This is a genomic window from Anoxybacillus eryuanensis (assembly GCF_051200995.1).
In the GTDB taxonomy this organism is placed as follows: domain Bacteria; phylum Bacillota; class Bacilli; order Bacillales; family Anoxybacillaceae; genus Anoxybacillus; species Anoxybacillus tengchongensis.
Window position 1 is genome coordinate 335,070 of sequence record NZ_JBPODS010000002.1, and the last position, 21,084, is coordinate 356,153.

The following is a 21,084-nucleotide window of genomic DNA, read 5'->3' on the forward strand; positions in this document are numbered from 1 at the left end:
TCTACTTCTCATAAAAAAACGCCTTCATTACGAAGACGTTTTAAGATCCAGCATATGAGTGTAAACCGGCAATAACTAAGTTCACTGCTACTAAGTTAAACATAATAATCGCAAATCCGATGACCGCAAGCCATGCCGAACGTTCGCCATGCCATCCTTTCGATAAACGCAAATGTAAAAAGGCAGCATAAAACAACCATGTAATAAGCGCCCATACTTCTTTCGGGTCCCAGCCCCAAAAACGTGTCCATGCAATTTGCGCCCAAATCATCGCAAAAATAAGAGCACCGAGCGTAAATACTGGAAATCCGATGGCTACAGAACGATATCCGATCTCATCAACCAAGTCTAAATTAACGTTTTTCACAAGCGGCTGTAGCGCGGCTGCGATGCGCTTCCGTAAAACGAGGCGAAGCAAACCGTATAGGCCAAGACCTGCAAATAAAGACCAAATTACCGTATTTAATTTGCGCGCGTTAATGATCGCTGGCATGTCAATAAGCGGTGTCATGCGTCCTTCTGTTTTTAACACACCTTCGTGCGGTCCAACAAGTGCTGGCATATGATATACCATTTCATCTTGCTTACCGTTTTTATCGATCCATTCAAACGTTGCTTCGTAGCCAGCGACACGAAACGACGTTGTCACGATAACGAAACCAAGCGTACTAATTAAGAAAAACAGCACGAACTCGAGCCAAAACGTGCGCTTACTCGATTTCGATTGATCGACAACGCGAATTAAATAAATCAATCCTGCTGCAAAACTAATTGCTAAAATCGCTTCTCCAGCTGCCGCTGTCGTTACATGAATATGCAACCAATCGCTTTGTAACGCTGGAATAAGCGGAGAAATTTCCCGTGGAAACATACTCGCATAAGCAATCACTAAAATAGCAATCGGCAAAGTAAATAAGCCAAGCAAACTTGTTTTGTAAATAAAATAAATGACGATAAACGCTCCGACAAGCATCATGCCGAAAAATGTCGTAAACTCAAATAAATTGCTGACAGGTGCATGCCCAGCGGCAATCCATCGTGTAATAAAATAACCGAGTTGTGCAATAAATCCGATGGTCGTCACAACGATCCCAATTGTCGCCCAGCGGTCTATCCCATCTTTCTTTTTGACGCGAATGGCACCGCCAAAGAAAAGTGTGGCAATTAAATAAAGAACAAATGCTATATATAGTAATGTACTGCTTAGTTGAACCACAATGTTCCCCCCTATGACCGCTTGTCCGCTTGATCGATCGGCATGACAAACGGCGTATCGTTAAATATTCCTTCAAGCTCTTTTTTCAATCCAAACCAGTTTTTATTCGTATGTGCGGCAATAAGCACTTCTTCATTCATCCGGCGAATCCATAAGCGGCGGTGATTCCAATACATTCCTTGAATAAGACCAATCATAAAAATTGCGCCGCCAACCCCTAAAATCCAAAGTGTAAAATCGCGTCGCACCGTTAATGCCGATACGTTTCGTGTTTCAATACCGGCAAACGACATCTTATATTTATTGTCACCAAGCGGTTCAATCGTTTGACGAATGGCGGTGAAACTCACTTCCCCTTTTGGACGATCAGGGGCAAACATTTTAAATACAAACGCTGGATTGTTTGGAACTTTCGAGCGCGTATTCGGATTTCCATTTTCATCAAAATAAAAATCTGGAAAATAGCTTAATAGTTGTACTTTATAGCCGTTACCGAGATCATACTCTTTTTCAGGTTGAATTAAGTCAATAGTAATCGTGCCAAATGATTTGTTCGTTTGTTTATCTGTCAAATGAAATGACATATTTTTTAATTCATCTAACTTAAAGTCTACTTGATATAATGCATAATAATCGTGCTTTAACGGTTCGTTGACACGAATCGAAAAACTTTTTATTTTTTTGAGCTTCGGCTCTTCGCCAGGAACGACGGGACCGACACGTTCGTATAATACAACGTCTGTTTGATAGTTTTTCGCCATCATTCCGCTACCAACGCGGTCAATCGCTGGTTGAAACGCTTCTTTCTCTTTTTCTTTCTCATATACTTCAAAAATAAACTTTTTATTTTCCAAAAAATATTTTCCTTTTGTTCCAGGAATTTCTTTTATTTCACCTTCGCGAATCCACATGTTTTCATCCACATACATTCCAGGAACGAATCGAAGCATCGCACCAATTAAAAAAATGATGAGACCAATGTGATTGACATACGGTCCCCAACGCGAAAAACGTCCTTTTTCCGCTAAAATGTTCCCATTTTCTTCACGAACGCGATAGCCACGCTTCGTTAACTTGTCCACGACATGTTGCAACGCCGTTTCATAATCTGTTGCTTGCGCGCGGCTAAATAGCCGTTGCCGCTGTAAAAATTGTTCGTTACGCGTCACCCGCTGATTATTTAACGCTCGGTATAGCGGAACGACGCGGTCTAAACTACAAATGACAAGCGATACACCAATGAGTGCAATAAGCAACATATACCACCATGAACTATACAAGTCATGAAAGCCAAGTGTATAGTACCATTTTCCCAACCAGCCGTACTGTTGTTCATAATATTCGGCCGGTGATACAGTTGGCGGGATGTACATTTGTTGCGGATAAATCGTACCGATAGCTGAAGCAATTAATGTAATAACAATTAACCAAACCCCAACTTTGACAGACGAAAAAAAGTTCCAAATTTTATCAATAATCGTTTTGTTGTACGTTTGTGAACGTCGCGCGCTACCTTCATAGCGCATATCTACTAATGTTGGCACCTCTTCAAGCGGTTTGCCACATGCTTCACAAAGTACTGTTCCGATCGGATTGACGTGTCCGCATTCACATTTTACGTGTTCCATATTGAAAACCCCTTACGGCTTAATTGTTTCCATATATTTTCTTATATCTTCTTCTGTCATTGTTCCTGTAATAATGTCTACAATTTTTCCGTCTTTGTCGATTAAAAATGTCGTTGGCAATGGACCGATATGATACGCGTTCATTACTTGATCTTGTTGATCGATGACAACTGGAAATGAAAGCTGGAAACGATTAACGAACGTTTGTACAGCTACTTTCGCTTCTCCTACGTTCACAGCGATCACTTCTACCCCTTCATCTTTATATAGATTGTATTGATTATTGATGTATGGCATTTCTTTTTCACACGGCTTACACCACGTTCCCCAAAAATTCAAAAATACACCTTTTCCACGGTAATCAGATAGTTGAATTTTGTTGCCATTTAAATCGGTAAGGACGAAATCTGGTGCCGAATCGCCAACTTGAATTGCTTTTTTCTCGACAAATACGTTCGAATAAATGGTATAACCGATCGCTGCAAGCATGATAGCCAAAATGACCGTCCGAAGCCAAAATCGCTTTTCTTTCATCGCCAACTCTCCTATAAACCGTTTTCATCAATCCCATTATACAAGTTACTACTATACAAATAATGAAAATGATTTGAACAAATTGTGACAAAATTATGATGGAAAAGGCGAACCAGCCGACGCCAATGCGCGTAATTGCTTCACTTCATGTGGCGATAGCTCGCGGTAGTCTCCGGGATTGAGTCCCTTTAAATCTAAAAAAGCGTAACGTTCTCGTTTTAGCTTTAACACAGGGTGACCGATCGCTTCAAACATGCGACGCACTTGGCGATTTCGTCCTTCGTGAATACGAAGTTCAACGATGGCTGTTTGTTTTCGTTTATCAATGGATAACACTTTCGCTTTCGCTGGCGCCGTCATGCCGTCTTCTAACACTATACCTTTTTCTAGCTGTTTTATTTTTTCACGCGCTGGAATGCCTTTTACTTTTGCGATGTACACTTTTTCAATTTCATAACGCGGATGCATCAATAAATTCGCAAACTCTCCATCATTTGTTAACAACAACAATCCTGACGTATCGTAATCTAACCGTCCGATTGGATAAATGCGTTTGTTTACATGTTTAAAAAAGTCAGTCACTACTTTTCTTCCTTTTTCATCTTTTACGCTCGAAATGACGCCCCGTGGCTTGTACAACAAATAATATACGGGCTCTTCACGCTCAAGCGGAATACCATCTACTTCAATGCGATCTTGTGGGCTTACTTTCACCCCAAGTTCGGTCACCACTTTTCCATTCACTTTTACTTTTCCTTCGACGATCAATTGCTCTGCTTTTCTTCGCGATGCCACGCCTGCATGAGCAATCACTTTTTGTAATCGTTCCATTTCATTCACCTCACTATATAGTTTTACCACATTCGGTACAGGAGTTCAAAAATAAGAAAGGAGAAAATCGCATAGAACGCGACTTTCTCCTAGCAACGCTTGTATGAAGGAAAAGAAACAATAACAAAAGAAATAAGCAGTAACCAAACGATTTTCACTTGAAAAAACATATATAAAAAGAATAATAAAACAAGACCTACCAAATAGAAAGCAATAGCCTTCCTTCTCATCGAACCCACTGTTTTATTTACAAACATGTAATGTAGCCATGAAATAAACAGATGAAACATATATAAAATCAAAAATATAGCTGTAAAAACAACAATACTTCCCGGACTACTCATCTCGTTAGAAAAAAGAGGGTGTTCAATCATCAGAAGTACCAAGCTATATACAAAACTTAAAATAAAGGATAAAACAGTAATATTTAGAATCAATCTCTTGTTTTCAGTCATTCCCCACACTCACACCAATCTAAACATTGTATTTTATTATTCAAACCAGTCGATCCCGTATACTCTGATCATGTTACCAATATATCTGTCATCGGGCAACAAGCATATCGACCGCTTTATTTTCCAAACATCCATAATACAATAAAAAATGATACGATAAAGCTAACGAGATCGGCAAGCAAGCCGACTTTTAGAGCATCGCCCATTTTGCGAATGCCGACCGCACCGAAGTAAACAGTGAGCACGTATAACGTCGTTTCTGTACTTCCTTGAATCGTAGAGGCTAATCGTCCGATAAACGAATCGGGTCCGTATGTTGCGATTAAGTCGGTGACCATGCCGAGCGATGCGGTTCCTGAAATCGGACGGATGATCGCAAGCGGGACGACTTCTGGCGGCAAGCCGAGCGGGACGATAAACGGCTTCATATATGAAATAAAAAAATCTAGCGCACCAGAAGCGCGAAAAACGGAGACAGCTACAAGCATGCCAACTAAATACGGAATAAGGGAAAAGGCGATTTGAATTCCCTCTTTTCCTCCTTCGACAAATGCTTCATACGTCGGCACACGCTTGTACGTCCCGTGCAATAAAATGCAAGCGATGACCATCGGAATAAGCCAAAGCGACAAAAATTGAATGACGTACATTACATCCCTCCTTTTTTCCGCCTCCGTATGTAAAATGCGCGGTCGATCATGATCGCTGATATCGTGGCAATAAGGGAAGCGACAAACGTCGTCCCGATAATTTCTCCTGGTGAGGCAGAGTGATATGTCATGCGAATGGAAATGACGGTCGCAGGAATAAGTGTAATGCTTGCAGTATTGAGAGCGACAAACGTAATCATCGAACGGCTCGGCTCGTCTGTTTGACCGTTTAATTGCTTTAATTGCTCCATCGCTTTAATGCCAAGGGGTGTCGCAGCATTTCCTAGCCCGAACATATTTGCAATCATATTAGATAATATATATCCGAGCGCAGGATGATCAGGCGGCACTTCTGGGAAAATTTTTTTCGCAATCGGGCGGAACAAATGGGCAAAAAACGAAAGTAGCCCAGATTGCTCAGCAATTTTCATTAAACCGAGCCAAAAAACGAGCACGCTAATTAGCCCAATGCTAATCGTTACCGCTTCTTTTGCTCCTTGAAACATCGCCTCGTTGACGTCTTTCATCGTCCCGTTTATTCCCGCAAACATAAGCCCGATAAGCAAAAGCGCAACCCAAATGAAATTAACCATCTCGCCCCACCCCCAACAGCCAGTCAAAAAAAGAACGTGTTTTCTTTTGTTGCCTATAAAAAATCGGTGTTTCATCAACTTTTTCGTTTCCGATATATAGTTCCGCTCTACCAACAACAGATGGGACGCCTGTCTCTTCCCATCGTTCTTGTGGGCGAAGTAATTTTCGCTCTAAACGAATTAACGACTCTTCCTTTTTTGTGACCGGATATATAAAATCGCGTGCAACAAACAAATGATGATCATAAAAAGGATCGTCCATATCTTTCACAATCGTATCTGCTTTAATCTTTACAAGTTCATAATGCGCAAATCCGTGTTCATACATCGCGATATGATCGTTCCAATCATCGCCCGCGTCAATTGTCACTGCAATGAGGTCAAGCCCGTCTTTTGAAGCCGTTGTCACTAATGTACGCTTCGCCCGCTTCGTATACCCTGTTTTTCCACCTGTACAATATTCATACAAATGCGTCAACAGCTTATTTTTATTGCGCCAAACACGATCCCAATCTTCTGTCGGATTTGGTGCACGATACAATTTCGTTCCCGATACTTCGCGAAATTGCTCGTTTTGCATCGCATATCGCATCAATAGCGCCATATCATACGCAGTAGAGTAATGATTTTCCGCGTCATCTAACCCGTGCGGATTTGCAAACTCCGTATTTGTCATACCGATTTCTGCCGCTTTTTCATTCATTAAAAAAACGAAGCCTTCAACGCTACCACCAACGTGCTCAGCGATCGCTACCGCCGCATCGTTTCCAGAACGAAGCATAAGCCCATATACTAAATGTTTGAGCGCAATTTTTTCACCAGGCTTTAAATAAACTGAAGATCCTTCTGTACGAACTGCCCGTTCACTTACCGTCACAAGTTCTTCCCATTTTCCCGATTCGATCGCTAAAATGGCGGTCATAATTTTTGTAATGCTCGCAATGCGTCGCTTCGTATGCGCATCTTTTTCAAATAGCACCCGTCCTGTCGTTTGTTCCATTAAAATCGCACTTTTGGCACTAACCGACATCGCTTTCGCTTCATTCGGAAATAGTGAACAAAAAAAACAAAGCGCGATCATCCATATGAACCATTGCCGTCGCATAACACCCTCATCCCTTTGTCCGTTTTGTACAAGTGTATGCGCTAGTCAACGATGTATGACAAAAAGACCGCTACATAGCACGGTCTTTCACTTTTACAAATCGTCGCTCGACATCGTCCCAATTCACGACGTTCCACCATTGTTGAACGTACGTCGCACGATCGTTTTTATATTGCAAATAATACGCATGCTCCCATACATCTAATACAAGGAGTGGAATAGTCGTCCATTGTGTACCACATTGATGTTTTTCCGTCTGTAAAATTTCTAACCGTCCTGCAAATGGTGACCAAACGAGAAGTGCCCATCCATTTCCTTCTACTTGTTTTGCCGCTTCTGTAAAATGTCGTTGAAACGCTTCAAAGTTGCCAAAATCGCGCTCGATTTGTTGAAGTAGCATCCCCGTTGGACGCCCACCGCCACGCGGTTTCATATTGTTCCAAAAAATTGTATGCAAATAATGTCCCGATCCATGAAATGCAGCTTGACCTTCCCAATGTTTTAATAGCGCATAGTCATTTTTTTCACGCGCTTGTTGCATCATTCGCTCCGCCCGGTTTAATCCATCCACATAGCTTTGATGATGTTTTTCATGATGCAAACGCATAATCTCTTCCGCAATATATGGCTCTAATGCATTGTACGCATACGGCAGCTTAGGTAGCGTATGTCCTCCAATCGGCACGCGCTTACGCTGTAATTGTTCATATATGTTTGTCACTTGCCCATGAATGCGTACGACATCTCCACGTTCAAGCTCTAACATTAATTGCTCAACCGCCTCTTCGTCGACAAACGGCTTTATGCGCTCAAGCCACATTTGCACGTTATGAATATATTCGTTCATCTTCACACCTCCTTCGGCATCATATGCAGCAAAAAAAGAAGCTGACACACGCAGCTTCTTTATTGCGATTGAATCATTTTTGTTCGGTAGTCTGTTTCGTAAAACTCGAGCTCTTCCCGCATCGTTTGAAAATCAGCTTCAATCGCATGAAGCAATTGTTGTAACGATTGAGGCGCAGGTTGCCGCAATTTAATCGAATGTCTCCCTGTGTATGCCGAGCGGCTATCTTCATACCATAAATCGCGCTTTGGTGTAAAAAACTCCGCGACACATGAGTGATAAATTTTATATAGTGCCTGTTCTGCAGCAGCTTTCCGAAACGGTTCTTCTTGAAGGACGATGCGACATGCGTCAATCCCTTCTTCGCCATATACAGCTAAACGGCGTAAATCCGCAAGCACCCCTTCATAATAATGGCGGTCGCCCGCACATTCTGCTTGCATTTGTTCAATCGTCGTTTCGTTCAAATAACGAGTAATTTGTGCTACAATGCCACTTAGCAACTGCTCAACTTGCTTTGTTTGGTTAAAAACAACAGTGTTACCCATAGTATCCTCCTTTACGGTTGCGCGATGAATAAAAGCGATGATTTCACATCGTACGCTTGTTGTTTCGCAAGCGATTCAAATACTTCTGGCAATTTGGCAAAGTCGATCGATGAAAAATAGCGACGAAGCTCTTCTTCCTCACTTATATATACACGTTTTCTCATCCGAAGCGATGGATCGACAAGCAAACAGACGAGCGCGACAACATCTTTAAAATATACGTCTTTCCCACCTGCTTGAAATATCGGGTCTTGTTCATACGGCGTCCATTGTGAAAAACGCTCATCGAAATATCGAACATATAACACACGCAACGTCCGCTCCGTTCCATCATCATCAACAAACGTCACTTCCGAACGGTTAAAAAAATCTTCCGACGTATTCGGCTGTGCTTTTTGTAATTCGTACCCATGACAAGAAATAATTTTCACAAACGATACACCCCTTTTTCAACAACGAAGCTACATTTATTTTACCATAAATTACGAATCGTGCGAAAAATTTTATCATTTCTATAACAAAGAAAAAACAGGCGCACAAAGGCACCTGTGTTTGTCTTATTAATTAATCAGCAAAAGAATTTTGTTAAATAAAGGGGATGAACAAATGACAAACGACACTTAGTTATCTTTTCCCCCTTTTTTTACACATAGTGTTTCTTTTAGCATAGAACAATATCTTTGTATCTCATTTTCGTTAACCTCGTAAACATGATAGCCATTTTCTTTCTGCTCCGTAATGAGATTCGCTTGTTTCAAAAGATTTAAATGTCGTGAAACGGTAGCAGCCGTAATATTTAATTGATTTGCCATCTCTTGCGACTTCATTTTTTCTTTATTTGCAATAAACGACAGCATTTTCATACGAACGATTTCAGACAATGCCTTGGAAATATCAACGACATACTGAAGCTGACTTTCATCATACTTCATTTCCATCGGATATCCGATGAGAGAGAGCTTCTTTTCATTAATACAATGTCTCATATCATAAATAATATGAAGTTCACCGAGCCCCCAAACCAAGATGAATTTCGGCGACACAAAATACGAGGGATACAATTTGATCAATTTTGTCTCTTTCGTTGGAAACTGTTCTGGAATTGGGTAATCGTACAACAATTTTCGAACCATTTTCTCTATTCCCGACTCGTTGAGTTCCACTCTCAATCGCTCATTTGCTTGACCCCAGAGAGGGGATAGGATTGGCTCAATATGAACGTAACATTGCCGATAAAATTGTTCCCAAAGATAGGTCAGCTCCCGTAAATACTGCTCATAGTTCTGTGCAAATTCCAACTGTTCGTCATTCACAAATCCGCCCAAAGATGTGATTTTCGAGCGAATCTCATCAAGGGGAGAAGCGGTGTTCGTTAGACAAATCTCGATCTCCTTTTCAGACAAGTAACGACCGAATAAATAATACAAAAATTCATACGGAGATACGCGACCAATATATGACATGAGTTGCGAAAAGGTATGGGGGACGGGCAAATCGACCAAAAATTCCGCCAACTGAGCTCCGTATTCATACCGACCGTAAAACTTTTTCAATAATGATTCATGTTGTTGAAAAAACTCCTCAAAACAAGCAACAGGTAAATGAGTTACACCTTCCATTTTTCCCGATGAAACGTAACACTTCCTTAAACACGCCATCATCTCAAATAAAGAAGAGGTCGATAGTTCTACTTTGCAATGATGATTCACTTCTTCCATTGTATATACAGCCATTCGACATCCCATGCTTTCTGTTTTTATTCTTGAACAATTTGATACTTCAACTGCTTAACAAAATTGTCGCATAACCGCTGGCATTCTTCAACTGTCGATGAACAAATAATCACATGAGCAGAACGTGTATAAGAATCCACCGTTTTCTTTATATGATCCCCTACTTGATAGTAGATGGTCCAATCTCGGATATATTCTCGATTAACTTCTGTGGTAAGGGAAATCTGTCGCAACTCGCCCTCTGGAAACATAAAAAATTTGACAAGGCTTGCCTTTGTATAAATTGGTTTTACATCAAGTGGCACCTGGTTCATATAAGATAAAATTCCTAACTCATATTGATTGAAACCAGACGCTAATTGATGTAAATAAGGAATAAAATCTCCCCCGGGTCTCGTATGCATTTCAATCACCACTGGTCTATCTTCTTCTACATCCCATTTGATCTCGATATGCCCCGGTCCATATTGGACATTTAACAAATGCAACGCTTTCATCACCACTTGTTCAATTTGTTTAACTTTTTGTTGTTCCATTCTCGCAGGCACAATATGCCCAGTCTCAATAAAGTGAGGTTTTCCAGTTGTTTGTTTTTCAGTTATTCCTAAAATGAAATGTTTTCCTCTACAAGAAACCGTCTCCACACTATATTCCGGACCTTTAACATACGGCTCTAAGATCCATTCGTGAGGATGATCTTGATTTCTCTTTAACCATTTTTCCCACTCCTGTTGATCGGAAACATAATCAACCTCTTTACTTCCAAATCCGTCAAGTGGTTTGATGATGGCCGATCTTGAATATGGGAACTTTTTAGGAAGATCAGATGCTTTTCCACTCACAACGTCTAATCGTAATTCTGGATCCCTCCACAAAATCTGGCGCATCAATCCCTTATTCCTCGTATTCACGACTGTTTCGAGTGAATTCGTCGGCAATTGTAGCCTTTCACTAATATAAGCAGCTGTTTCTAGCCCTAATTCTGTAAAACTTACCACGAGCTCTACTGTTTGATATAAATTCATGATTTTCTCAACAACACAAAATACCTCTGTCCTCTCCGCAATATCGTGAACATAAAATACAGCTTTAGCCCACTGTGCTATTTCCTTGTCAATGCTTGAATGCTGATCCGCCACAATAATTGGATGCAATCCACATTTAGACGCTGCTTCCGCTCCGTAGCGACTTGCCCCTAAAATGATGATGTATTTATTCATGTACAATCCCCCATTCTAATAAATCCATTGCTTCTTGTATCGAAGCGATGGCGTTTTCCATACTATCTCCTTCAGCTATGACAAACCCTAATCTTTGGTAGCTGCTTTTAATTTCATTCGCCTTAAAAGGCAACTTCCCTATGCTTATCCTTTTTACTCCCGCTACTTTTTGCGCTTCCTCCATCCCCCTAACCGTTTGATATATCCCCTGCTCAACAGGCAGGATAAACTTAATAGCGGCATAGCGTCGTCTAGTGTTCACTGTTTCTTCATATTTTCCTATGGATTGTAAAACAACATGCCTAATCATATCCACCCCTGTAGCTAATTCTACTAATTCAGGGATACAGTCACCTGCTAGTCTAGGGTTGACTTCAACCAAATATAAGTTGTTTCCGCGAACAAAAAATTCTATATGTGCTGCTCCATAGGTCAATCCCAATAAGTTCAGTAGCCTTTTGCATCTTTCTTCTAAATCATAAAAAGGATTTAATTTCGGACCTGTTACATGTCCACATTCAACAGCGTGAGAACCATACGTTTCTTTTTTCGTAACGGATATTAATTTCCATCCATCAATCGTATATAACATTTCAGCTGAAAATTCTTGACCTTCGATCCGTTCCTCAATCAGCCATTTCCTTTCCAGTACATATCCACGTTCATTACGCTGTCTTTGCCATTCTTCGCGCAGGGACAATTCTAAATCACAACGATTTTGACAAATCGTTACCCCATTACTCCCGCTATCATCCACAGGTTTAATGACACATGGAAACGAGATTTCCAAATTTATGACTTCGTCAGGATGATGAATGATATGGAAATTAGGTTGTAAAAAATATCTAATTTTTTTATTTTTTAGATAATTTCTCATTATATGTTTATAACGAGCTCTTTTCAATGCTTCGATATCGTGACCCCTCACTCCCAAATAACTCGCTAATTCAGCAACTGGGATCAAATGGTAGTCATCGAAAGCAAGGATTCCGGAAAAATTCACCCCAGAGCGTACCATTTCTTCTTTCATCCGCTCCGTATCATACGTGTCGATAATAACGACTTGATCAGCAAAATTCAGCGGATGGTCATCTGTCATGGACTTATATTGTTCTAAATCCATCGTCCAAAAATGGATTTTATAACCTAGTTGTTTAGCGATTTTCATCGCCTTTGTACCAGTACCTGTTGTATTCGTCTCGACAAATAACAAGTGCATCATCGCCAGTCCTTTCTCTCTACTTGATTTTTATTCGTGAAAAAAGACATTTTTCTATATGATAGATGAAGCATATAGCCAATAAAAATCATGGTACTTATCATAGCTAGATAGAAAAAGGTTTTCTGTCCAACATACTCATACAGATTCAGACCAACGAATCCACCGATAGACTCCCACATTCCCCATATTACACCTGATAGTCCAAAAGCCCACGAAGAGCTTAACATCCCCTTTTTTTCTACAATTTGATGATCAACGGTAGGAACCCAAATAATTTCCGCAATGCTGAACAAGATCACACCGACAAAGATGATCCAAAAATGATGTGAAATCCATAGTAAGAAATAAGATATGGTGTTGAGAACTAAGGCTAGCGCATACCAATACTCCAACTTCCATTTCGGCTGTATTTTTGGATAGAAGCCTTGAAGAGCAATAATCGTCATCGCATTTACCGTAAAAAACAATCCAATCGTTTTTCCAGAAAAATATTGAGAAACTACGACAGGAAAAGTCGTAAATAGTTGTGTGTACAAAAACCAAAATAACCCTGAAAAAGCAATAAATCTTACAAAGACAAAAAAATGCGGGTTCGATTTGCTGCTTTTAACGAACTGTACGATATTAATCCCCTTCTCTGCATCTTCAATGATGATGCGAGGTAATAGTAACGAAACACATCCGGCCAAAACATAACAAACAATCGCAGCAATGATGATACCAAAAGAATTCCAATCCAATAACCATCCACCTAATAAAGGGCCAACAGAAGCACCAACGTTGACAGCGACGTTTAATAATGCAAACGCCTGCAACCTCTCGTCTTCCTTTAATAACGAAATATGTGTTTTCAAACTCACATTGTAAAGCGAGATCGATATTCCCAATAGTAACACGATTACAAATATGAATGTATAAGATTGAATGAACGTTAAAATTGTGAGCAACAAAGCCGATCCCCATAAACCAACAATAAGGCTATTTTTAATTCCAAGCTTATTAACAACTCCCCCAACCAATACATTCCCTGCTTTCGATACAAACGTAAACGCTGCCACCACCACACTCATTTCCGTAATATCGAGATTTTTCATTTTCACTAACCATAAAGAAAGTAACGGAACATACACAAAAAAACCGATGGAATTGAAAATTCTGATACTAAACGTTAAAACTCCTTCATTAACTTTAGAAAGCATACATAATCCCTCTCGTCAGCTCTTTACATACTGCTTCAATAATATTAGCTGCTTCACATATATCTTCTTCATTAACATTTCTACTAACCACAATCCTTACTTCATAAGGTAACCAAGGAAATAAAAGTAATCCCTTTTTCTTGCACCTATCGGCAAACTCAAATGAATTGATATGAAAGTTATTCACATGGAAAAAGATCATATTTGTTTCAACGGCATGAGGATCGACATACAGTCCATCTATTTTAGATAGCATCATTGCTAATTTTTTTGCAAGCAGATGATCTGTATGCAAATAGGATATATGATGTTTTAAAGCATACGACGCCGCAGCTGCATACATACCTATTTGATGAAATCCTGCTCCAAATTGTTTTCTATAAATCCTAGCTTTGCTGATCACTTCCTTTTTTCCCATAAGCATCGACCCAAATGGAGCACCAAGTCCTTTTGCAAAACATATACTAAGTGAATCCACAAATTTTGCATAGTTACTTAATGGAATATCCGTTGCTACGTGTGCATTAAACAACCTTGCTCCATCCATATGTAAAGATATGTTCTTCTCTCTCGTGAACTCATACAATTGTTCGATTTCTTTAAGAGGAAATATTTTTCCCTGATAATAGTTAACAGTATTCTCGATAGAAACTAATTGAGGATAAGCATAAAAAGAACCTCTAGGCTTAGAATGAATTAACTCGTCAACATGTTCGACTCTTAAAATGCCATCTTCTGTTCTACATGTATGCAAAACAGCTCTACTTAACATAGCAATTGAAGAACTTTCGTAAAAGTTTATATGATAATTTGTTTCTGTAATCACCTCATTTCCTTCAGTTACTTGTGATTTAATTGCTAATTGATTAGCCATTGTGCCCGTTGGAACAAATAGAGCATCTTCCACACAAAATAATTTTTTACAATATTCCTCCAATTCAATAACACTTCCATCTTCTCCATAACAATCATCACCAACTATCGCATCAGCAATAACCTTTCTCATTTCTTGAGTTGGTAACGTCAACGTATCGCTTCTCAAGTCAATCACTGACCATTCCTCCTCATATAATTACATAATTACATTATTACGTAATTACGTAATTACGTAATAATGTTACTACAGATTCTTTTTTTTGTCAATATTAGAAATTTAAAAATAAAAATAGGATTAATTTCACCCCAGAGTCGTTACTAGAAACCTAACAAATTAATAAAACTTCTTCTCCAAAAAGAAAAACAGGCGCATAAAAGCACCTGTTTACTTTCCTGGCAATATGCCAATTTCGTATAAAAAGATCGCTACACATAACGCACCGATCAGGCTTGAGAGCCAGATGTGCATCTTCACTTTTTTATCCAAAAGATCGTAACGCTTACTCACCTTCCCACTTAATATAAACACAACAGCAACAAAAATAGCGAAAACGGCACTTTGCAAAATTGGATGTAAAATATACGTCTCTACATGGTACTCAACCATTCTTCCAAAAACAAAAATAAAAAGAAGCCCAAAGAAAAAACGAGAACTCATCCCCCATCACCTTTGATTTACTCATTCACTTCTTGCAGTTGTTCGTTTAGACGTTCGAAAAATAAGTCGGCTTCGCGTTCTTCTTCTTGTTCGTCCCATTCTGGAAGAGGCGGAAGTTCGTCTAACGTCTTTAAGCCAAAGTAGTCTAAAAACTCTTTCGTCGTCCCATATAAAATCGGGCGACCTGTTCCTTCTGCGCGGCCTACTTCTTTAATTAACGCTTTTCCTAATAAGGTTTGAAGCGGCTTATCGCTTTTGACACCGCGAATTTGTTCAATTTCCGCACGCGTAATTGGTTGGCGGTATGCGATGATCGCTAACGTTTCAAGCGCAGCTTGTGATAACGATGACGTCGCTGGTGACTCAACAAGCTTTTGCAAATATGGCGCGCATTGTTTTTTCGTCACAAGCTGAAGCGTTCCTGCCATCTCAACGACCATAATGCCGCGTTCCGCTGTTTCATACATATGCTTCAATTGCTGCACAAGCTCATATACACGTTCTTCTTGTATATCAAGCACATCAGCCATTTGTTTATACGTCAATCCTTCTTCACCTGCTGCAAACAATAACGCTTCCATAATCGCTAATTCATTCATATCGATCACCTTTTCGTCGAATATATAAATCAGCAAAATTGTTTTCTTGTTCAACAATAATTTCGTTTCGTTTCATCAATTCAAGCAAAGCTAAAAACGTCACGACAATTTGTTCGCGATCGTCATACGGAAATAAATCGTAAAAGTTCATTCGCTCTCCATGTTTTAATATGTGTAAAATCTCTTCCATCCGCCGTCCGATCGGAATTTCTTGACGTGCTACTTTCGTATGAAGTGGCTTTTGTAATTTTTTTCGCCGCAACAATTTCGCAAGCGCCCCAAGCATATCGTACAAATCGACATCAAGTGCGAGCGGTGCACCGTTTGACGCATAAGCGGTTAAATCGCTTGGCGGCTTCGTAAATAAGAGCGCTCGCTCTTCTTCTCGCTCGCGCAACTGTTTCGCCGCTTCTTTAAACTTTTTATACTCGATTAACTGTTGCATTAATTGCTCACGCGGGTCTTCTTCGATAAAAAATTCATCATTCTCAAGCGTTTCTTCATGTTTAGGTAACAACATTTTACTTTTCATTTCAATAAGCGTCGCCGCCATTACTAAATATTCGCTCGCTACATCAAGCTGCAATTCTTTCATCGCGTGAATGTAAGCCATATATTGCTCGGTAATTTGCGCGACAGGAATATCGTAAATATCAATTTCATAGCGATGAATTAAATGTAACAACAAATCAAGCGGTCCTTCAAATTGATCTAATTTCACATGATAATGCACATCGATCCCACCTTTGTTCATAACCAATAGTATAATATAAGTATGCATATGAAAAAAAGGGGGCTTTCACTTGTATCCGAAGGCATATATCGAATATTTACTTCATTTTCACGCTACGCGCGATTATTTTGAATGTCATGAAGTGCTAGAAGAACATTGGAAACAAACAGGCGAACATGTATGGGTCGGCTTTATTCAACTCGCAGTTGGGATGTATCATTATCGCCGAGGAAATATTGCGGGGGCAAAACGAATGTTTACAAAAGCATTGAACGCATGCGAAAGAGAAAAACAAGCATATGAAGCGTTAGGCATACATGCAGAACAACTTATTGCGCTTATTCATACATATGTAGAGCGAATCCATCATGGACAACCGTATGAAAGCTCTTACTTGCCGATCATTGATGCTTCCTTATTACACACATGTCAACAACAATGTGGGCAACAAAGGCTTGTATGGGGAGAAAAAAGCGATATGACAAACGAGTATCTCATTCATAAACATAAGTTGCGCGACCGAAGTGATGTCATTGCTGAACGCGAACGACAAAAACAAAAAAGACAGGGGCGTTGATCCCTGTCATTGTTCGCATTTATCCAAAAATGGAGCGGTCATGTCATTGGCACATAACGACTTATTTGGATACAATTCTTTTAATGCTTTCACCATTTGTTTTCCTATTCCTTGATGGCGATGGGACGGATTAACGCTAATATGCTGCACTTCAACCGCATGTTCGCGCACGATTGCACCGATGATGCCAATAAAATCTTCTTCTTGCTTCCATAAAAACAGATGCCAATCGTCGTTAGTCTCGTAGTTTTTCATCGTTTGTTGAAGCTGTTTTAAGTCTTTTTCATTTGGCATAAACGACAAAAGACCCATCGCAATTTTCTCATAGTTTTTTCGATAGCGAACTAGCATACGAATCCCTCATTATCGACAAGACTTATTGTTTACTCGCTATTGCTATTATAAACGGTCTTGTCGCTTTTTTAAACATTTTTTAAGAAAATGTGCGCATGACATTCGCCATCTCAATGGCGCTAAGAGCGGCCTCCCAACCTTTATTTCCGGCTTTTGTCCCAGCACGCTCAATCGCTTGTTCAATCGTATCTGTCGTCAGCACACCAAAAATAACCGGAACGCCTGATGAAAGCGCTGCATGGGACGTTCCTTTCGCCACTTCATTACATACATAATCGTAATGGCTCGTTGCTCCGCGAATGACGGCGCCAAGCGTAATAACTGCATCATATTTTTTCGACTCCGCCATTTTTTTCGCGACAAGCGGGATTTCAAACGCCCCCGGCACCCAAGCGACATCAATATGTTGTTCCTCTACTCCGTGGCGCTTTAAGCCATCAAGCGCACCGCTTAGCAATTTGCTTGTAATAAATTCGTTAAATCGTGCAACAACGATGCCTACTTTTAACCCTGTTCCAACTAAATTTCCTTCATATACGTTCATCTCATTCTCCTCCTTAAAAGTGCAACATATGTCCTAGCTTTTCGTATTTTGTGCGCAAATAGCGCTCGTTATGGCGTTTCGCTGGCATTTGCAATGGAACGCGCTCAACGACTTCTAAGCCGTATCCTTTCAATCCGGTAATTTTGCGTGGATTGTTCGTCAATAAACGCATTTTTGTGACACCTAAATCTTTTAAAATTTGCGCACCGATTCCATAGTCGCGCAAATCTGGCGCAAAGCCTAATTTTTCGTTCGCTTCTACCGTATCATATCCTTGTTCTTGCAACTTATAGGCGCGCAATTTATTTAACAAGCCGATGCCGCGACCTTCTTGGCGCATATATAACAATACCCCGCGACCTTCTTCTTCGATTTGCGCTAATGCGGCATGAAGTTGCGGGCCACAATCGCAGCGATGCGAGCCGAATACGTCACCTGTTAAACATTCCGAATGAACGCGCACGAGCACAGGTTCATCTGGGATGATTTCTCCTTTGACGATGGCGATATGTTCTTTCCCGTCTAACGTATTTGAATATCCGATCACTTTAAATTCGCCAAAATCGGTTGGTAACGTAATTTCGACTTCGCGTTTGACGAGCTTTTCTTTCCGGTTGCGATAGGCGATTAAATCTTTAATCGTAATCATTTTCATATCAAATTTTTCAGCGATTTGTTTCAAATCAGGTACGCGCGCCATCGTTCCATCATCTTTTATAATTTCGCAAATGACGCCTGCCGGTTTCGCCCCGCAAAGACGGGCTAAATCGACAGCTGCTTCCGTATGTCCAGCGCGGCGCAATACCCCACCTTTTTTCGCAACAAGCGGAAAAATATGACCTGGTCGTTTAAAATCGCTTGCTTTTGCTTCTGGATTGAGCATTTCTTGAATCGTCAACGAGCGTTCAAATGCGCTAATGCCTGTTGTTGTCGCTTTATGGTCAATACTGACAGTAAATGCTGTGCCATGAGCATCTGTATTATGATTGACCATTGGCGTTAAATCGAGCCGATCAGCTAGTTCTTCGGTAATCGGCACACATACGAGGCCACGACCGTGTGTAATCATAAAGTTAATGACTTCCGGTGTCGCTTTTTCAGCAAGCGCTACAAAATCACCTTCGTTTTCACGGTCTTCGTCATCGCAAACGATAATAATTTTTCCTTGCATTAAATCGTAAATCGCTTCTTCAATCGTATGAAACATCGCGCTCACTCCTTATATCCGTGCTCTTGTAAAAATTGCATCGTCAATCCTTCACGTTTACCGCTGACGAACTGTTCAACATATTTTCCAATGATATCACATTCAATATTGACAACATCACCGACTTTTTTTGCTCCTAAAATCGTCGCTTCACGCGTATGCGGAATGAGCGAAATCGTAAACGTTCGATCCGTTAAACCGAAAATCGTCAAGCTTGTGCCATCGACAGCAACAGAGCCTTTTAAAATCATATATTTACGCAAATGACTTGGCACTTCAATGTCATAATAAACAGCGTTTGCGACAGGTTGTTTACGCACGATGCGTCCGATGCCATCGACATGCCCCGAAACGAAGTGTCCGCCAAAACGACCGTTTGCTGCCATCGCCCGCTCTAAATTTACTTTTGCTCCTACTGTAAGCGTGCGAAGCGATGTTGCCCGGACCGTCTCAGGCATGACATCGACAGTAAAGAAGCGATCTGTAAATGACGTCACCGTTAAACAAACGCCATTGACCGCAATGCTGTCACCGAGCTGTACATCTTGTAACACTTTTTGTGCCCCGATCGTCAAAACGATCGCTTCCCCTGTTTGTTTCATTTGTTGAATCGTGCCAATTTCTTCAATAATTCCTGTAAACATCGCGATCATCCTTTAGCAACGATTTTTATATCTGATCCGATCCTTTCGACATGTTTCACTTGCAAGCGAAGCGCATCTATCATTCGTCCAAAACCTTCCCCACCAACAGCGGAAGGCGCTTCGTTCCCCCCAATTAATGTGGGGGCGATATATGCCAACACTTGTTGCACGGAACGGGAACGTAAAAAGCTGCCGTGCACATGTGCGCCACCTTCAACAAATATGGACATGACGTTGCGCTTACCAAGTTCAAGTAAAAGTGTTGGAACATCAATTTTATTTTCATTCATACGAATGATTTGTACACCTGCATGTTCATATGGCTTCATTTGTTCTTCTGTGACGTGATGGCCGACGACGATCCATGTTGGCGCCATTCGGTCTGTGACAACATTCGCATGAAGCGGTGTGCGCAAATGCGTATCGAGCACAATACGAATCGGTTGCTTCCCTTCATGACCGAAACGAACGGTTAAACTCGGATCGTCCGCTAAAATCGTGCCAACACCGACAACGATCGCATCGTGCATCCGTCGCTCGCGATGCACGTCACGCCGCGCATCTTCCGACGTAATCCATTTGCTTTCACCTGTTTTCGTTGCAATTTTTCCATCTAAACTCATCGCATACTTTAACGTCACATACGGTGTTTTCGTTGAAATATAATGAAAAAACATTTCGTTTAACGCATCCGCTTCTTCTTTCAACACCCCGACGGTGACATCAATTCCCGCTCGCCTTAATTTTTCAATGCCTTTTCCTGCAACGAGCGGATTTGGATCCGTTGTCGCCACAACGACACGCTTCACCTTTTTTTCAATTAACAAATCGGCACAAGGAGGCGTCCTTCCATAATGACTGCACGGTTCAAGCGTCACATAAACAGTTGCTCCTTCCGCTTTCTCGCCCGCCATGCGTAGCGCATGTACTTCCGCATGCGGTTCCCCTGCTTTCAAGTGCGCCCCAAAGCCGACAATTTCACCATTTTTTACAACAACTGCGCCAACAAGCGGATTTGGTGAAGTTTGTCCCCGTGCCGATTCCGCCAATTGTAACGCCAAGCGCATATATCGTTCGTCCATATCACACCACCTTTCCAGCATGAATAAAA

24 protein-coding genes are annotated in these 21,084 nt (G+C 40.7%); 1 reads left to right on the top strand and 23 read right to left on the bottom strand.

What is annotated here, in order from left to right:
• Positions 1-40 precede the first annotated feature (40 nt).
• The 18 genes from ccsB to HNQ84_RS04315 form a co-directional block, all read right to left on the bottom strand.
• A complete protein-coding gene (gene ccsB, locus HNQ84_RS04230) occupies positions 41-1,216 on the bottom strand; it encodes a c-type cytochrome biogenesis protein CcsB (protein ID WP_435621269.1) in 1,176 nt (391 codons plus the stop codon).
• Between the two features lie 11 nt (positions 1,217-1,227).
• Positions 1,228-2,844 carry a cytochrome c biogenesis protein ResB gene (gene resB / locus HNQ84_RS04235; protein ID WP_435621270.1) on the bottom strand — a complete coding sequence of 539 codons (1,617 nt, stop codon included), beginning with the start codon at positions 2,842-2,844 and terminating at the stop codon, positions 1,228-1,230.
• Positions 2,845-2,856: 12 nt separating this feature from the next.
• Positions 2,857-3,378: a thiol-disulfide oxidoreductase ResA gene (gene resA / locus HNQ84_RS04240; protein ID WP_435621271.1), complete on the bottom strand. Its 522-nt coding sequence runs from the start codon at positions 3,376-3,378 to the stop codon at positions 2,857-2,859.
• Positions 3,379-3,471: 93 nt separating this feature from the next.
• A complete protein-coding gene (gene rluB, locus HNQ84_RS04245; protein ID WP_435621272.1) occupies positions 3,472-4,209 on the bottom strand; it encodes a 23S rRNA pseudouridine(2605) synthase RluB in 738 nt (245 codons plus the stop codon).
• Between the two features lie 571 nt (positions 4,210-4,780).
• The gene (locus HNQ84_RS04250; RefSeq protein ID WP_435621273.1) at positions 4,781-5,314 is read right to left on the bottom strand and encodes a spore maturation protein; all 534 of its coding nucleotides are present in this window, start codon (positions 5,312-5,314) and stop codon (positions 4,781-4,783) included.
• On the bottom strand, positions 5,314-5,907 hold the full coding sequence (locus HNQ84_RS04255; protein ID WP_435621274.1) for a nucleoside recognition domain-containing protein: 594 nt from the start codon (positions 5,905-5,907) through the stop codon (positions 5,314-5,316). Before HNQ84_RS04255 ends, HNQ84_RS04250 begins: the two co-directional genes overlap by 1 nt.
• Entirely contained in the window at positions 5,900-7,012 is a 1,113-nt protein-coding gene (locus HNQ84_RS04260) for a D-alanyl-D-alanine carboxypeptidase family protein (RefSeq protein WP_435621275.1), read from the bottom strand. The genes HNQ84_RS04255 and HNQ84_RS04260 overlap by 8 nt, the downstream gene beginning before the upstream one ends.
• A gap of 70 nt (positions 7,013-7,082) precedes the next feature.
• Positions 7,083-7,859 (bottom strand): superoxide dismutase, encoded by a 777-nt coding sequence (locus HNQ84_RS04265; protein ID WP_032099941.1) that lies wholly within the window; start codon positions 7,857-7,859, stop codon positions 7,083-7,085.
• Positions 7,860-7,918: 59 nt separating this feature from the next.
• Entirely contained in the window at positions 7,919-8,407 is a 489-nt protein-coding gene (locus HNQ84_RS04270; RefSeq protein WP_032099942.1) for a YpuI family protein, read from the bottom strand.
• Positions 8,408-8,418: 11 nt separating this feature from the next.
• A complete protein-coding gene (locus HNQ84_RS04275) occupies positions 8,419-8,838 on the bottom strand; it encodes a hypothetical protein (protein ID WP_032099943.1) in 420 nt (139 codons plus the stop codon).
• A gap of 189 nt (positions 8,839-9,027) precedes the next feature.
• On the bottom strand, positions 9,028-10,140 hold the full coding sequence (locus HNQ84_RS04280) for an ArsR/SmtB family transcription factor (RefSeq protein WP_032099944.1): 1,113 nt from the start codon (positions 10,138-10,140) through the stop codon (positions 9,028-9,030).
• 23 nt (positions 10,141-10,163) lie between these two features.
• On the bottom strand, positions 10,164-11,360 hold the full coding sequence (locus HNQ84_RS04285) for an ATP-grasp domain-containing protein (protein WP_435621276.1): 1,197 nt from the start codon (positions 11,358-11,360) through the stop codon (positions 10,164-10,166).
• Positions 11,353-12,582, bottom strand: coding sequence for an ATP-grasp domain-containing protein (locus tag HNQ84_RS04290; RefSeq protein WP_435621277.1), 1,230 nt, complete (start codon positions 12,580-12,582; stop codon positions 11,353-11,355). The genes HNQ84_RS04285 and HNQ84_RS04290 overlap by 8 nt, the downstream gene beginning before the upstream one ends.
• Positions 12,579-13,781: an MFS transporter gene (locus HNQ84_RS04295; RefSeq protein WP_032099945.1), complete on the bottom strand. Its 1,203-nt coding sequence runs from the start codon at positions 13,779-13,781 to the stop codon at positions 12,579-12,581. The genes HNQ84_RS04290 and HNQ84_RS04295 overlap by 4 nt, the downstream gene beginning before the upstream one ends.
• A complete protein-coding gene (locus HNQ84_RS04300) occupies positions 13,771-14,832 on the bottom strand; it encodes a threonine aldolase family protein (RefSeq protein ID WP_032099946.1) in 1,062 nt (353 codons plus the stop codon). Before HNQ84_RS04300 ends, HNQ84_RS04295 begins: the two co-directional genes overlap by 11 nt.
• 210 nt (positions 14,833-15,042) lie before the next feature.
• Positions 15,043-15,264: a hypothetical protein gene (locus HNQ84_RS04305; protein WP_435621278.1), complete on the bottom strand. Its 222-nt coding sequence runs from the start codon at positions 15,262-15,264 to the stop codon at positions 15,043-15,045.
• A 68-nt stretch (positions 15,265-15,332) separates the two neighbouring features.
• Positions 15,333-15,914 carry an SMC-Scp complex subunit ScpB gene (gene scpB / locus HNQ84_RS04310; RefSeq protein ID WP_435621279.1) on the bottom strand — a complete coding sequence of 194 codons (582 nt, stop codon included), beginning with the start codon at positions 15,912-15,914 and terminating at the stop codon, positions 15,333-15,335.
• Positions 15,907-16,647: a segregation/condensation protein A gene (locus tag HNQ84_RS04315; RefSeq protein ID WP_209424221.1), complete on the bottom strand. Its 741-nt coding sequence runs from the start codon at positions 16,645-16,647 to the stop codon at positions 15,907-15,909. Before HNQ84_RS04315 ends, scpB begins: the two co-directional genes overlap by 8 nt.
• 70 nt (positions 16,648-16,717) lie before the next feature.
• Here HNQ84_RS04315 and HNQ84_RS04320 point away from each other — a divergent pair, with 70 nt between their 5' ends.
• Positions 16,718-17,224 (top strand): DUF309 domain-containing protein, encoded by a 507-nt coding sequence (locus HNQ84_RS04320; protein ID WP_435621280.1) that lies wholly within the window; start codon positions 16,718-16,720, stop codon positions 17,222-17,224.
• Between the two features lie 6 nt (positions 17,225-17,230).
• Here the strand turns inward: HNQ84_RS04320 and HNQ84_RS04325 are convergent, their stop codons facing one another.
• From HNQ84_RS04325 to ribD, 5 genes are all read right to left on the bottom strand, one after another.
• Positions 17,231-17,575 carry a GNAT family N-acetyltransferase gene (locus tag HNQ84_RS04325; protein ID WP_032099950.1) on the bottom strand — a complete coding sequence of 115 codons (345 nt, stop codon included), beginning with the start codon at positions 17,573-17,575 and terminating at the stop codon, positions 17,231-17,233.
• 82 nt (positions 17,576-17,657) lie between these two features.
• Positions 17,658-18,122, bottom strand: a complete 465-nt coding sequence (ribH, locus tag HNQ84_RS04330; RefSeq protein WP_032099951.1) for a 6,7-dimethyl-8-ribityllumazine synthase — start codon at positions 18,120-18,122, stop codon at positions 17,658-17,660.
• Between the two features lie 13 nt (positions 18,123-18,135).
• Positions 18,136-19,329, bottom strand: coding sequence for a bifunctional 3,4-dihydroxy-2-butanone-4-phosphate synthase/GTP cyclohydrolase II (locus HNQ84_RS04335; RefSeq protein WP_055440705.1), 1,194 nt, complete (start codon positions 19,327-19,329; stop codon positions 18,136-18,138).
• Positions 19,330-19,334: 5 nt separating this feature from the next.
• A complete protein-coding gene (gene ribE, locus HNQ84_RS04340; protein WP_032100493.1) occupies positions 19,335-19,973 on the bottom strand; it encodes a riboflavin synthase in 639 nt (212 codons plus the stop codon).
• A gap of 5 nt (positions 19,974-19,978) precedes the next feature.
• The gene (gene ribD, locus HNQ84_RS04345) at positions 19,979-21,055 is read right to left on the bottom strand and encodes a bifunctional diaminohydroxyphosphoribosylaminopyrimidine deaminase/5-amino-6-(5-phosphoribosylamino)uracil reductase RibD (RefSeq protein ID WP_435621281.1); all 1,077 of its coding nucleotides are present in this window, start codon (positions 21,053-21,055) and stop codon (positions 19,979-19,981) included.
• Positions 21,056-21,084: the final 29 nt, after the last annotated feature.